The 13539-nt window shown below is 53.1% G+C and carries 14 protein-coding genes; 10 read left to right on the plus strand and 4 right to left on the minus strand.

Translation table 11 applies throughout. From position 1 onward, the window contains the following. Window positions 1–97 precede the first annotated feature (97 nt). From HV350_RS07045 to HV350_RS07060, 4 genes are all read left to right on the plus strand, one after another. Window positions 98–1528, plus strand: a complete 1431-nt coding sequence (locus HV350_RS07045) for a 6-phospho-beta-glucosidase (protein WP_181630099.1) — start codon at window positions 98–100, stop codon at window positions 1526–1528. A gap of 182 nt (window positions 1529–1710) precedes the next feature. Continuing rightward, window positions 1711–2337 carry a uracil phosphoribosyltransferase gene (gene upp / locus HV350_RS07050; protein WP_003835110.1) on the plus strand — a complete coding sequence of 209 codons (627 nt, stop codon included), beginning with the start codon at window positions 1711–1713 and terminating at the stop codon, window positions 2335–2337. A 95-nt stretch (window positions 2338–2432) separates the two neighbouring features. Beyond that, window positions 2433–3722 (plus strand): uracil permease, encoded by a 1290-nt coding sequence (gene uraA, locus HV350_RS07055; RefSeq protein ID WP_016157119.1) that lies wholly within the window; start codon window positions 2433–2435, stop codon window positions 3720–3722. Window positions 3723–3817: 95 nt separating this feature from the next. Then, window positions 3818–4519, plus strand: a complete 702-nt coding sequence (locus HV350_RS07060) for a DnaA inactivator Hda (RefSeq protein ID WP_200049399.1) — start codon at window positions 3818–3820, stop codon at window positions 4517–4519. A gap of 35 nt (window positions 4520–4554) precedes the next feature. Here HV350_RS07060 and arsC read toward each other — a convergent pair whose 3' ends face one another. Continuing rightward, window positions 4555–4914 carry an arsenate reductase (glutaredoxin) gene (arsC, locus tag HV350_RS07065; RefSeq protein ID WP_046275209.1) on the minus strand — a complete coding sequence of 120 codons (360 nt, stop codon included), beginning with the start codon at window positions 4912–4914 and terminating at the stop codon, window positions 4555–4557. A gap of 87 nt (window positions 4915–5001) precedes the next feature. Further along, window positions 5002–6465 (minus strand): beta-barrel assembly-enhancing protease, encoded by a 1464-nt coding sequence (gene bepA, locus HV350_RS07070; RefSeq protein WP_016157117.1) that lies wholly within the window; start codon window positions 6463–6465, stop codon window positions 5002–5004. Window positions 6466–6691: 226 nt separating this feature from the next. Between bepA and HV350_RS07075 the strand changes: the two genes are divergently transcribed. The 4 genes from HV350_RS07075 (at window position 6692) to iadA (ending at window position 10220) form a co-directional block, all read left to right on the plus strand. Next, the gene (locus HV350_RS07075) at window positions 6692–7756 is read left to right on the plus strand and encodes an AI-2E family transporter (RefSeq protein WP_016153975.1); all 1065 of its coding nucleotides are present in this window, start codon (window positions 6692–6694) and stop codon (window positions 7754–7756) included. A gap of 166 nt (window positions 7757–7922) precedes the next feature. Further along, window positions 7923–8582, plus strand: coding sequence for a nucleoside recognition domain-containing protein (locus tag HV350_RS07080; protein ID WP_047416409.1), 660 nt, complete (start codon window positions 7923–7925; stop codon window positions 8580–8582). A 1-nt stretch (window position 8583) separates the two neighbouring features. Beyond that, a complete protein-coding gene (locus HV350_RS07085; RefSeq protein WP_003037948.1) occupies window positions 8584–9045 on the plus strand; it encodes a YjiG family protein in 462 nt (153 codons plus the stop codon). A gap of 11 nt (window positions 9046–9056) precedes the next feature. After that, window positions 9057–10220 (plus strand): beta-aspartyl-peptidase, encoded by a 1164-nt coding sequence (gene iadA / locus HV350_RS07090; protein ID WP_181630100.1) that lies wholly within the window; start codon window positions 9057–9059, stop codon window positions 10218–10220. Window positions 10221–10335: 115 nt separating this feature from the next. Here iadA and bcp read toward each other — a convergent pair whose 3' ends face one another. Then, on the minus strand, window positions 10336–10806 hold the full coding sequence (gene bcp, locus HV350_RS07095) for a thioredoxin-dependent thiol peroxidase (RefSeq protein ID WP_003835095.1): 471 nt from the start codon (window positions 10804–10806) through the stop codon (window positions 10336–10338). Beyond that, complete coding sequence (locus HV350_RS07100) at window positions 10806–11378, minus strand: glycine cleavage system transcriptional repressor (RefSeq protein WP_019077363.1); 573 nt, start codon at window positions 11376–11378, stop codon at window positions 10806–10808. The genes bcp and HV350_RS07100 overlap by 1 nt, the downstream gene beginning before the upstream one ends. Window positions 11379–11523: 145 nt before the next feature. On the opposite strand from HV350_RS07100, the gene dapA reads away from it, so the two are divergent. After that, window positions 11524–12402: a 4-hydroxy-tetrahydrodipicolinate synthase gene (dapA, locus tag HV350_RS07105; RefSeq protein ID WP_016153972.1), complete on the plus strand. Its 879-nt coding sequence runs from the start codon at window positions 11524–11526 to the stop codon at window positions 12400–12402. 16 nt (window positions 12403–12418) lie between these two features. Then, window positions 12419–13453 (plus strand): outer membrane protein assembly factor BamC, encoded by a 1035-nt coding sequence (gene bamC, locus HV350_RS07110; protein WP_016153971.1) that lies wholly within the window; start codon window positions 12419–12421, stop codon window positions 13451–13453. Window positions 13454–13539: the final 86 nt, after the last annotated feature.

A 13539-nucleotide genomic window follows, 5' to 3' on the forward strand; every position in this document is an offset into this window, starting at 1 on the left:
GCTGAATACACAGTATCGTACTGAAACCGGTTTCTGTTTTCTGTTGCAGACCTCATCAACAGCGTTTTGCACAGAGTAATCACGAGAGGGGAAGGGGATGTCAGGATTTAAAGCAGATTTCATGTGGGGTGGTGCCGTAGCCGCTCATCAACTGGAAGGTGGCTGGCAGGAAGGTGGAAAAGGAATTAGCGTTGCCGATGTCATGACGGCGGGGGCGCATGGCGTGGCGCGTGAAATCACTGACGGTGTGATTGCCGGTAAAAACTACCCTAACCACGACGCCATCGATTTTTATCACCGCTATAAAGACGACATTAAACTGTTTGCCGAAATGGGGTTTAAATGTTTTCGTACTTCGATTGCCTGGACGCGTATTTTCCCCTTAGGCGACGAAGCGCAACCCAATGAGGCTGGCCTGCAGTTCTATGATGACCTGTTTGACGAATGCCTGAAATATGGCATTGAACCGGTGATTACGTTGTCGCATTTCGAGATGCCATACCATCTGGTGACGCAATATGGCGGCTGGCGCAACCGCAAACTTATCGATTTCTTTGTCCGTTTTGCCGCAGTGGTTTTTACCCGTTACCAGCACAAAGTGAAGTACTGGATGACGTTTAATGAAATTAACAACCAGGCAAATTATCACGAAGACTTCGCGCCTTTTACTAACTCTGGCCTGAAATATCAGCCCGGTGAAGACCGCGAGCCGGTTATGTACCAGGCGGCGCACTATGAACTGGTGGCAAGCGCGCTGGCGGTAAAGGCTGCGCGTGAGATTAACCCGGCATTGCAGATAGGGTGCATGATTGCCATGTGTCCTATCTATCCACTGACCTGCGCGCCAGACGATATGATGATGGCGATGAACGCCATGCACCGGCGTTACTGGTTTACCGATGTCCATGTGCGCGGCAAATACCCGCGGCATCTTCTCAACTACTTTGCCCGGCGTGGCTTTGATCTTGATATCACTGAGGAAGACCGTCAGGCGCTGACCGAGGGTTGTGTCGATTACATCGGCTTTAGCTACTATATGTCTTTCGCAACGCAGGCCACGGCAGACAACCCACAGCTGGACTACGACGAGTCGAAAAGTCTGGTTTCCAACCCGTACGTGCATAAATCGGACTGGGGCTGGCAGATTGATCCCGTCGGTCTGCGCTATTCGCTGAACTGGTTCTGGGATCATTACCAACTGCCGCTGTTTATCGTCGAAAACGGCTTTGGTGCGATTGACGTGCAGCAGGCCGACGGCTCGGTAGATGATTCCTATCGTATTGACTATATGGCCGCACATATCAGTGAAATGAAAAAAGCGGTAGTGGAAGATGGTGTGGACCTGATGGGTTATACCCCGTGGGGTTGTATTGACTTAGTCTCAGCCGGGACGGGGGAGATGAAAAAACGCTACGGCTTTATCTATGTTGATAAAAATAATGACGGAAGCGGAACGTTAGCACGCTCGCCGAAGAAATCTTTTTCATGGTATCAAAACGTTATCCAGACCAATGCTGAATATCTATAAAATTCATAGCATTGACAGCCAGCCCCGCCAATAATGCGGGGCTTGTTTTATACTCATCATCCAGACGCAAACGACTTTGGTTGATCCATATCAAGCGTATCCAGTGTTGCGCCAGAGACGAAAAGCGGTATAATCCGGCGATTTTTTTGTGGTTGCCACTCGTCTGAGGAAAGGAGAAGAGTATGAAGATCGTGGAAGTCAAACACCCACTCGTCAAACACAAGCTGGGACTGATGCGTGAAAACGACATCAGCACTAAACGCTTTCGTGAACTCGCCTCGGAAGTTGGCAGCCTGCTGACTTATGAAGCAACCGCTGGTCTGGAAACCGAAAAGGTGACCATTGAAGGCTGGAATGGTCCGGTTGAAGTTGACCAAATCAAAGGTAAAAAAATCACCGTTGTGCCAATCCTGCGTGCGGGCCTGGGCATGATGGAAGGCGTACTGGAAAACGTTCCGAGCGCGCGTATCAGCGTGGTTGGTATGTACCGTAACGAAGAAACGCTGGAGCCGGTTCCGTACTTCCAGAAGCTGGTATCTAACATCGATGAGCGTATGGCGCTGATCGTTGACCCGATGCTGGCAACCGGCGGTTCCGTTATCGCCACCATCGACCTGCTGAAAAATGCAGGCTGCACCAGCATTAAAGTGCTGGTCTTGGTTGCGGCACCGGAAGGTATCGCGGCACTGGAAAAAGCGCACCCGGATGTTGAGCTGTACACGGCCTCCATCGATCAGGGGTTGAACGAGCACGGATACATTATTCCGGGGCTCGGCGATGCCGGCGATAAGATTTTTGGTACCAAGTAAACGAATAAGTGAAAAGAAGCCGACTTTAAGAGTCGGCTTTTTTTTGAATATAACAACCCAAGGCTAATAACAAACAACACTCAGAGGAAAACACTATGACGCGCCGTGCTATCGGGGTGAGTGAAAGACCGCCGCTTTTACAGACAATCCCGCTTAGTTTGCAGCACCTGTTCGCCATGTTTGGCGCAACGGTACTGGTGCCAGTCCTGTTCCACATCAACCCGGCTACCGTTCTGCTGTTTAACGGCATTGGTACATTGCTGTATCTCTTTATCTGTAAAGGTAAAATTCCTGCGTATCTGGGTTCCAGCTTCGCATTTATTTCCCCGGTACTGCTGTTGCTGCCGTTAGGGTATGAAGTGGCGCTGGGTGGTTTCATTATGTGCGGCGTTCTGTTCTGTCTGGTTTCTTTCATCGTTAAGAAAGCAGGAACCGGCTGGCTGGATGTCATGTTCCCTCCTGCGGCGATGGGCGCAATCGTTGCCGTCATCGGTCTGGAGCTGGCTGGCGTCGCTGCGGGCATGGCGGGGTTACTGCCAGCAGAGGGACAATTACCGGATTCAAAAACCATCATCATCTCAATGGTGACGCTGGCGGTTACGGTATTTGGCTCTGTACTGTTCCGCGGTTTTATGGCGATTATCCCGATTCTGATTGGGGTGCTGGCCGGCTACGCGCTCTCCTTCGTGATGGGGGTCGTGGACACCACGCCGATTGCGCAGGCCCACTGGTTTGCTCTGCCAACGTTCTACACGCCGCGCTTTGAATGGGTTGCCATTCTGACCATCCTGCCGGCGGCGCTGGTGGTCATCGCTGAACACGTTGGACACCTGGTGGTAACGGCGAATATCGTGAAAAAAGATTTGATTCGCGATCCTGGCCTGCATCGTTCAATGTTTGCCAACGGCCTGTCTACGGTTATCTCTGGTTTCTTCGGCTCTACGCCGAACACCACGTACGGTGAAAATATTGGCGTAATGGCGATTACTCGTGTTTACAGTACCTGGGTTATCGGCGGCGCGGCAATTTTTGCCATTCTGCTCTCCTGTGTGGGCAAGCTGGCGGCGGCGATCCAAATCATTCCACTGCCGGTCATGGGTGGCGTATCGCTGCTGCTGTACGGCGTGATTGGTGCTTCTGGTATTCGTGTACTGATCGAGTCAAAAGTTGACTACAACAAAGCGCAAAACCTGATCCTGACCTCGGTTATTTTGATCATCGGCGTGAGTGGTGCGAAAGTTCACATTGGCGCCGCTGAGCTGAAAGGCATGGCGCTGGCGACCATTGTTGGCGTTTGTCTGAGCCTGATTTTCAAAGTTATCAGCCTGCTGCGTCCGGAAGAAGTCGTGCTTGACGCGGAAGATGCCGACAGTCCGCAACAGTAAATCTCTTACCGGGTGGCGATGCTGCCCGGTTCTATCACGACGTATTTCTGTGTTAAACTCAACGCGATTTTATGAAATCCTGGGTTGAGGTATCTCTGAACACACCGGCACAGCTCTCTTTGCCACTTTATCTTCCTGACGACGAAACTTTCGCAAGTTTCTGGCCGGGGGATAACTCCTCTTTACTGGCTGCACTGCAAAACGTGCTGCGTCAGGACCATAGCGGGTATATTTATCTCTGGTCGCGTGAAGGCGCTGGCCGTAGTCATTTGCTGCATGCAGCCTGTGCGGAACTGTCCGCGCGCGGCGATGCGGTAGGCTATGTGCCGCTCGACAAGCGTACCTGGTTCGTCCCCGAGGTGCTCGACGGTATGGAGCATTTATCGCTGGTATGCATCGATAACATTGAATGTGTGGCCGGGGATTCGCTGTGGGAAATGGCGATCTTTGATCTCTACAACCGCATCCTGGAGTCGGGGAAAACGCGTCTGCTGATCACCGGCGATCGCCCGCCAAGACAGCTGAATCTGGGGTTGCCGGATCTCGCCTCGCGCCTGGACTGGGGACAAATCTACAAGCTGCAGCCGCTTTCCGATGAAGATAAGCTGCAGGCGTTGCAATTACGCGCCAGACTTCGTGGGTTTGAACTGCCGGAAGATGTGGGACGCTTCCTGCTCAAGCGTCTGGATCGAGAAATGCGTACGCTGTTTATGACGTTGGATCAGCTTGATCACGCATCGATCACCGCCCAGCGTAAGCTGACCATTCCATTCGTAAAAGAGATACTGAAGCTGTAAGCGCCGCAGCCGAAAAAACTGCGGCAGGTTTCAGGTTAACCGATGATTTCCAGTACCTGCTCCGGCGGGCGTCCAATTCGCGCCTGGCCTTTGGCAACCACAATCGGGCGCTCCATCAATTTCGGGTTTTCCACCATTGCCTGAATCAGCGCATCTTCACTCAGATTTACGTCCGCCAGATTAAGTGACTTATAGAGATCTTCTTTCTGGCGCATCAGCTCGCGCGCGCTGGACATGCCCAGCATCTGCAGCAATTCACGCAGGGTTGTGGCGTCAGCCGGGGTTTCCAGATACAACACCACTTCCGGGTCCACGCCGTTGGACTTCAGTAACTCCAGCGTTTCACGGCTCTTGGAGCAGCGTGGGTTATGGTAGATTTTAATCGCGTCTGACATGACTTCTCCTTGCATAACAATCCTGCCGGATGGCGACCAAAAGACCTTATCTGGCCTATATATCGCCATCCGGCAAGGGTTCGATAATTACATTTTCGTATACGGTTTAAAGCGCTCTTGCAGTTGGCGTAGCTGGTCGATACGGGCATCGTATCTGGCCTGCTGCTGGCTACCCAGCTTGACCTGTGAGCTTGCGCTGCTGAGCATCGAAATCGCCTGATCCAGACGTCCTGCGAGGGCATACCCTTCCGCGCGGGCCGCCAGTTCCTGATCGCGGTTGTTCAGGTTGGCTTCCGTTTGCGCTAACAGATCCCAGCCGTTAGGGTCGTCCTTATGGTTAAACGTATAGCGATTCAGGATGGTCGCTGCCTCTTTGGCTTGCCCGGCCTGTAAATACGCATTTGCCAGGTTGAGCTGCAGTACCGGGTTGGTGCGCAGGTCGCGGGCGTTTTTCAACCGATTAATGGCATCGCTGGTTTTCTTCTGGCCGAGATCGATATCCGTTGCCAGGTCGAGGTACCAGGCATTGTTAGCATCTGCCGCCAGCAGCGGTTGTAGTGCTTTACGTGCCTCGTCATATTTACTGGCCTCCATTGCCTGCAATGCCCGGCCATACTGCGCCGCACGTTGCTCACGTATGTTGCCTTTCGACCAGTTACTCAGCAGGTCATCGGTCAGCTGGTTGCGACCAGAGTTGTACATGCCTAAGGTGCGTGCCTTGGCCAGATAAAAATCTTCTGAAGACTGGACGACAGCCGGACGCATTTGGTTGGCGCGGTTACGGGCATCCGACAGACGGCTTTCTGGCAGGGGGTGAGTCAGCAAAATTTCTGGTGGACGCGAAGAGTAACGGGCCTGATCGAGCAATTTTTCCAGAAACGTCGGCATGGCCTGGGGATCGAATCCCGAGCGTTGCAGTACCTGAATACCGATGCGGTCTGCTTCCTGTTCGTTTTGCTGCGTAAAGCTAATCATCCCCTGGCGTGTACCCGCCAGCGTACCGGTCAGCGCCGCCATACCCGCCTGCGGGCTGGCCATCGCCAATAAAATTGACCCTAACGCACCCACCCACGTTAGCGGCGCGCTGCGTTTCTGGTCTTCCATTGCACGCGCCAGGTGACGCTGCGTAACGTGGGAAATTTCGTGCGCCATAACCGATGCCAGTTGGCTTTCGTTATCGGAATAGCGGAACAGTGCGGAGTGCAAAACAACGTTGCCGCCAAAGAAAGCAAAGGCGTTGATTTCATCGTTGTTAATCAAAAAAAAGGTGAAGGGCGTTTTTACCGAGTCGGCGTGCGAGACCAGACGCATCCCCAGCGCATTAATGTATTGCGTCAGCAACGGATCGTTAATTAATGGCGCACTGCCGCGCAACTGGCGTACATAATAATCGCCCATCTGCATTTCCTGTCCTATGGAAAGCGTACTCCCTGCCGAGGTTCCCATATCCGGTAGGGTGTCCGCGGTTTCTGCAAATGCGGGCGCAACCTGACCGATGGTCAGTGCAGCAATGAGGGTAGCAACCAGGTTTTTTTTCAACTGCCTGAACATAACCTCTGTCCTGTATTCTTTTTTGAGATAGCCATTTGACCAATGCCGTGAAGTTTCGTTCACACTCCGCAAGCTTAGGGAGTGTAACTGCGAAACCTGACGATGAACACCCAGGAAAAATGACTTTTCACTTTGCGTAATCCGCTATAAAAAGCGAAGTCTTTTTTGTGACATTTCGATACAATTCGGGATCGCAATCCCGCTATTGGATTCATGGAAGGGTTTTATGCTCGAAATGTTGATGCAATGGTATCGCCGCCGCTTTAGCGACCCCGAAGCCATCGCCTTGCTGATTATTCTGGTTGCCGGTTTTGGCATCCTGTTCTTTTTTAGCGGTCTTCTGGCGCCGCTGCTGGTCGCCATCGTGCTGGCGTACCTGCTCGAATGGCCGACAGTACGGCTGGAACATATTGGTTGTTCACGGCGTTGGGCGACATCGATTGTTTTGGTGGTGTTTGTCGGTATTTTGCTGCTGATGGCGTTTGTGGTAATGCCCGTTGCATGGCAACAGGGGATCTACCTGATCCGCGATATGCCCGGCATGCTCAACAAATTGTCTGATTTTGCCGCCACCTTACCGCGGCGTTATCCGGCGCTGATGGATGCGGGCATTATTGATGCGATGGCGGAGAATATGCGCTCGCGAATGCTCACCATGGGCGATTCGGTGGTGAAATATTCGCTGGCTTCACTGGTCGGATTGCTGACGCTGGCGGTGTATCTGATTCTCGTCCCGTTGATGGTATTCTTCCTGATCAAAGATAAAGGACAAATGCTGAACGCTGTGCGTCGGGTGCTGCCGCGTAATCGCGGACTGGCGGGGCAGGTGTGGAAAGAGATGAACCAGCAAATCACCAACTATATCCGCGGCAAGGTGCTGGAAATGGTGGTGGTTGGCGTGGCGACCTGGCTCGGCTTCCTGCTGTTTGGCCTCAACTATTCGCTGCTGCTGGCGGTGCTGGTAGGCTTCTCCGTGCTGATCCCGTACATCGGCGCTTTCGTGGTCACTATTCCGGTGGTCGGTGTGGCATTGTTCCAGTTCGGGCTTGGCACCGAGTTCTGGAGCTGTTTTGCCGTATACCTGATAATCCAGGCGCTGGACGGTAATTTGCTGGTGCCGGTGCTGTTCTCCGAGGCGGTAAATCTGCATCCGCTGGTGATTATTCTCTCAGTAGTGATATTCGGCGGCCTGTGGGGATTCTGGGGCGTATTCTTTGCGATTCCTCTGGCGACGTTAATCAAAGCGGTAATGCATGCCTGGCCGGATGGTCAGGTCGTTGATGAACCCTAATCTGTTTGCTCCGGCGATGCAATGTCGCCGGAGCCGAACTTGTCTGACCTCTATCCACACATTCTGAATAATCTCCTCTGGTGTCGTTTTTCTCTGCGTTTGTCTTTAACTTGACCCGCGTGATGTCTTTAAGTCACGCAAGGAATAAGGCCAACAGGAGAACAAAATGGGTCACAACACACACACGCAGCAGAAGGTGGGATGGGGCGGTTATCTCGCTTTTTTTATTACGATTATTCTTTTTTCCGGCATGTTTGCGAAAAGTACCGAATGGTGGCGAGTCTTTGATTTCACCGTTCTCAACGGTGCGTTTGGGCAGATTAATGCGGCGGGGGACACGGCGGTCTCTTTTCGCGGCACGGGCGGTATGGGCGCAAAAGACGGCTTCTTATTCGCGCTTGAACTGGCGCCTTCCGTCATTCTTTCACTCGGGATAATTTCCGTCACCGAAGGGCTGGGAGGGTTGCGTGCGGCACAGCAACTGATGACGCCAGTCCTGCGCCCGTTACTCGGTATTCCGGGTATTTGTTCGCTGGCCCTGATTGCGAATATGCAAAATACCGATGCTGCGGCAGGGATGACTAAAGAAATGGCGGAAGAGGGCATTATCACTGAACAGGAACGTGCCATTTTTGCCTGCTGGCAAACCAGCGGCAGTGCGTGTATTACCAACTATTTTTCCTCGGGTGCTGCGCTGTTTACGATGGTTACCGTTCCGGTGATTACGCCGCTGGCGGTGATCCTTGTCTTCAAATTTGTGGGGGCGAACCTGCTGCGTTTGTGGATTGCGCAGCTGGAAAATCGCCGTACGCAGCAGGAGGCGTGAGATGACAACGCAAGTACGTAAAAACGTCATGGATATGTTTATCGATGGCGCACGGCGCGGATTCACTATTGCAACAACCAGCCTGTTGCCTAACGTGGTAATGGCGTTTGTGATTATTCAGGCGCTGAAGGTGACGGGACTGCTCGAGATTGTCGGGCGGGTATGTGAGCCGGTAATGGCGCTGTGGGGACTGCCGGGGGAATCTGCTACCGTACTGCTGGCGGCGGTGATGAGTATGGGAGGCGGCGTCGGTGTTTGCGCCAGCCTGGTTGTTGCCGGTACGCTTTCGGGACATGATGCTACGGTGCTGTTACCGGCTATCTACCTGATGGGCAATCCGGTGCAAAATGTGGGACGCTGTCTGGGTACCGCGGGAGTCCATCCCCGTTATTACCCGCTTATTATTGCGGTATGCGTAATTAATGCGCTGCTCTCTATTTGGGTTATGCAGGTTATTGCCTGACAAGGAAGGTTATGAACTGTTCCATTCTTAATTTGACGTTGTTCCAGCAGGGACACGTGTACGCGCCGGAAGACTTAGGGCGCCAGGATATACTGGTGTCTGGCAGCAAAATTGTTGCCATCGCACCGTCGATTTCCCCTGACGATTTTCCTGGCTGCGAGTGTATCAATCTTGACGGCGCGATTGTGTGCCCAGGATTTATCGATCAACACGTCCATCTGATTGGCGGCGGCGGAGAAGCGGGGCCGCACACCCGCACGCCGGAAGTGCGCTTGTCGCGGCTGGTTGAAGCTGGCGTCACCTCGGTGGTGGGATTGCTGGGGACAGATGGTATTACCCGTCACCCTGAATCCCTGCTGGCGAAAACCCGCGCGCTGGAATTTGAAGGCATCAGCGCATGGATGCTGACCGGGGCGTATTCTCTGCCTTCCCCGACCATCACCGGCAGTATCGATCGCGATGTGGCGCTGATCGATAAAATCATTGGCGTGAAATGTGCTGTTTCGGACCATCGTTCTTCAGCCCCGGACACCTCGGCGCTGGCAAACATGGCGGCGCAGTCGCGCGTTGGCGGATTGTTAGGGCGCAAGCCGGGGATTAGCGTCTTCCATATGGGCGACAGCCCGCGCATGCTGGAGCCGTTGTATCAGATCCTCGACAGTTGCGATGTACCGATTACCAAGCTGCTGCCCACACACGTTAATCGTGCGGAACCGTTGTTTCAGTCGGCGCTGGAGTATGCCCGCAAAGGCGGTTTTATCGACATTACCAGCAGCATTGATGAACCCGTCGACCCGGCCACGGCTATCGCCACAGCGCTACGCCAGAACGTGCCGCTGTCGCGTATTACCTTGAGTTCGGATGGCAACGGTAGCCAGCCGGAATTTGATGACTACGGTAATCTTACCGGCATCGGTGTCGCAGGGTTTGAATCACTGGCTGAAACAGTGCGCCAGTTGGTGAAGGTTCATGCCATACCGCTGGAACTGGCGCTGTGTCCGCTGACGCGAACGGTCGCAGAATTTTTGGGACTGGAACATAAAGGGCGTCTGGCGGTGGGATGCGATGCCGACATTCTGGTGCTCAATGATGCGCTTGAAGTTCATCACCTGTGGGCGAAGGGAAAAGCCGTCGTCAGAGAGAAAAAAGCCTGTGTAAAAGGGACGTTTGAATAAACGACGTTGATGCCGGATGGCGGCGTAAACGCCTTATCCGGCTACGGAGTTATGCGGATGGTGGCCTGATAAGACGCGTGGCGTCACCATCAGGCGCTATCCGGCAAAATGTAAATCAGGCGTTCTCTTTCAGCCAGTTCATTACCACGTCGTGGTGGTTGCTGGTTTTGAAGTCATCAAACACATGCTCAATTTTCCCTTCAGCATCAATCAGGAAGCTGATGCGGTGGATCCCATCATAGGTTTTGCCCATAAATGACTTCTCACCCCAGACGCCGAACTGCTCGCAAACCTGGTGATCTTCGTCGGACAGGAGCGTGAAGTTAAGGACTTCTTTCTCCGCGAATCGGGAAAGCTTCTCTGGTTTATCGGTGCTGATTCCCAGCACTTCAACACCTGCTTTTTTTAACTCATCCATGTTATCGCGCAGGCCGCAGGCCTGAACGGTACAGCCGGGTGTCATGGCTTTCGGGTAAAAATAAACCAGAACACGCTGTCCCTGGAAGTCGGTTAAATTTACTTGTTCTCCGTCTTGATCCGGCAAGCTAAATTTCGGTGCGATATCACCGGCTTTCAGTGGGTTCATTACTTAACTCCATCCTGTTCATCATGCTGTGAGTAATTGACGACGTTAATACTGCCTTGCGCATTGAGTTCTGTACAGAGTGCTTTAAACGCATCTTCAATATTTGCCGAATCATGTGACGCAGGACTATGTGCGGTAATTTGAATAAACAGCTGTGCCGCCTTTTCGTTCTCAGCCGGTTGCGTGCGTGAAACCAGTTCCGCAATATTCATTTGGTGGCTGTCAAACAGGGCGGTAAAGCGTTCAATCAAATGCGGAGAATCAGGAACATCGACCTGCACCCATACCGTAGCGGGCATCGCCGGACGGGGGCGTGCGGTCGTGCGCTTCATCACAATCAGTAAATCCAGCTCTGCACCTTTCAACGGCAAGGTTGATTCAATTAGGGTTATGGCATTCCAGGTGCCCGACAGCAACATGATAAACGTGAACTCGTCACCCAGCATGGCCAGTCGGCTGTCTTCGATATTACAGCCGCAACTGCTGACATGACGTGTGATGGTGTTCACAATTCCCGGGCGGTCAGCACCCAGCGCAGTAATGACCAGATAGTGTTGCGATGACGATGTCAAACCTGTTCTTCCTTTGAGCGGTGAGGTAATCATAAGGAAAGCATAAAAAAAACATGCATACAACAATCAGAACGGCTCTGGTCGCTTGCTTTTATTGTCGTACCAAACGTACCATTGAGACACTTGTTTGCACAGAGGATGGCCCATGTTCACGGGAAGTATTGTCGCGCTTGTTACGCCGATGGATGAGAAAGGTAAAGTCTGCCGGTCGAGCCTGAAAAAACTGATTGATTATCATGTCGCCAGCGGCACCTCGGCGATCGTTTCGGTTGGCACCACCGGTGAGTCTGCCACCCTGAGTCACGATGAGCATGGCGATGTGGTGATGATGACCCTGGAGCTGGCCGACGGGCGTATTCCGGTGATTGCCGGAACCGGCGCTAATGCGACCGCGGAAGCCATTAGTCTGACGCAGCGTTTCAACGACAGTGGTGTTGTCGGCTGCCTGACGGTGACGCCTTACTACAACCGCCCAACCCAGGAAGGTTTGTTCCAGCATTTCAAAGCCATCGCTGAACATACTGACCTGCCGCAAATTCTGTATAATGTACCGTCCCGTACCGGCTGCGATATGTTGCCGGAAACCGTTGGTCGCCTGGCGAAAGTAAAAAATATTATCGCTATTAAAGAGGCCACGGGGAACTTAAGTCGCGTTCACCAGATCAAAGAGCTGGTTTCAGACGACTTTATTCTGCTCAGCGGTGATGACGCGACCGGACTGGATTTTATGCAGCTCGGTGGTCATGGCGTGATTTCCGTGACGTCTAACGTTGCGGCACGCGATATGGCCGAAATGTGCAAACTGGCGGCAGCCGGGAACTTTGCCGAGGCGCGGGTGATTAACCAGCGTCTGATGCCGTTACACAACAAACTATTTGTCGAACCCAATCCTATCCCAGTGAAATGGGCGTGTAAGGAGTTGGGACTTGTGGCGACCGATACGCTACGTCTGCCGATGACGCCAATCACGGATAATGCTCGTGAAATCGTCAAAGCGGCGCTTAAGCATGCCGGTTTGCTGTAAAGTTTAGGGAGATTTGATGGCTTACTCAGTACAAAAGTCGCGCCTGGCCAAGGTTGCGGGTGTTTCGCTTGTTATGTTGCTCGCGGCCTGTAGTTCTGACTCGCGTTATAAGCGCCAGGTGAGCGGTGATGAATCCTATCTGGAGGCCGCACCGCTTGCTGAGCTTCACGCTCCAGCTGGGATGATTCTGCCGGTTATGTCGGGTGACTATAATATCCCGGTCACCAACGGCAGCGGTGCCGTTGGTAAAGCGCTGGACATTCGCCCGCCGGCTCAGCCGTTAGCATTAGTCACCGGTGCTCGCACTCAGATCGCGGGTGATACGTCGACATTGCTGGTGGAAAATGGTCGTGGCAACACGCTGTGGCCACAGGTCGTTAGCGTCATTCAGTCTAAAAACTACACGATCACCAAACGTGATGATGCCAGCCAGACATTGACCACCGACTGGGTTAACTGGAACCGTCTGGATGAAGACGAGCAGTACCGTGGACGTTATCAAATCTCGGTTAAACCGCAGGGCTATCAGCAAGCGGTAACGGTGAAACTGATTAACCTCGAGCAGGCCGGTAAACCCGTAGCTGATCCAGCATCAATGCAGCGTTACAGCGCTGAGATGATGAACGTTATCTCCGCAGGTCTGGATAAGAACGCCACTGACGCCGCGAATGCCGCGCAGAACCGCTCTGCCGCCACCATGGATGTTCAGAGTGCTGCCGATGACACCGGTTTACCGATGCTGGTGGTACGTGGACCGTTCAACGTGGTATGGCAGCGTCTGCCGGCAGCGCTTGAGAAAGTGGGGATGAAAGTGACCGACAGCACCCGTTCTCAGGGCAGCATCGCCGTGACCTACAAACCACTGTCTGATAGCAACTGGCAGGAGCTGGGCGCAAGCGATCCGGGTCTGGTATCCGGCGACTATAAACTGCAGGTCGGTGATTTAGACAACCGCAGTAGCTTGCAGTTTATCGATCCGAAGGGGCATACCCTGACGCAAAGCCAGAACGACGCGCTGGTCGCCGTCTTCCAGGCAGCGTTCAGTAAGTAAAAATAAAGGGCTGGATAACTCCAGCCCTTTTTTTCTGATATGATACGCAAACGTGTGCGTCGGCAGAAAAACGCAATATTTATCGT

Source organism: Citrobacter sp. RHBSTW-01013, assembly GCF_013781985.1.
Taxonomy (GTDB): domain Bacteria; phylum Pseudomonadota; class Gammaproteobacteria; order Enterobacterales; family Enterobacteriaceae; genus Citrobacter; species Citrobacter braakii.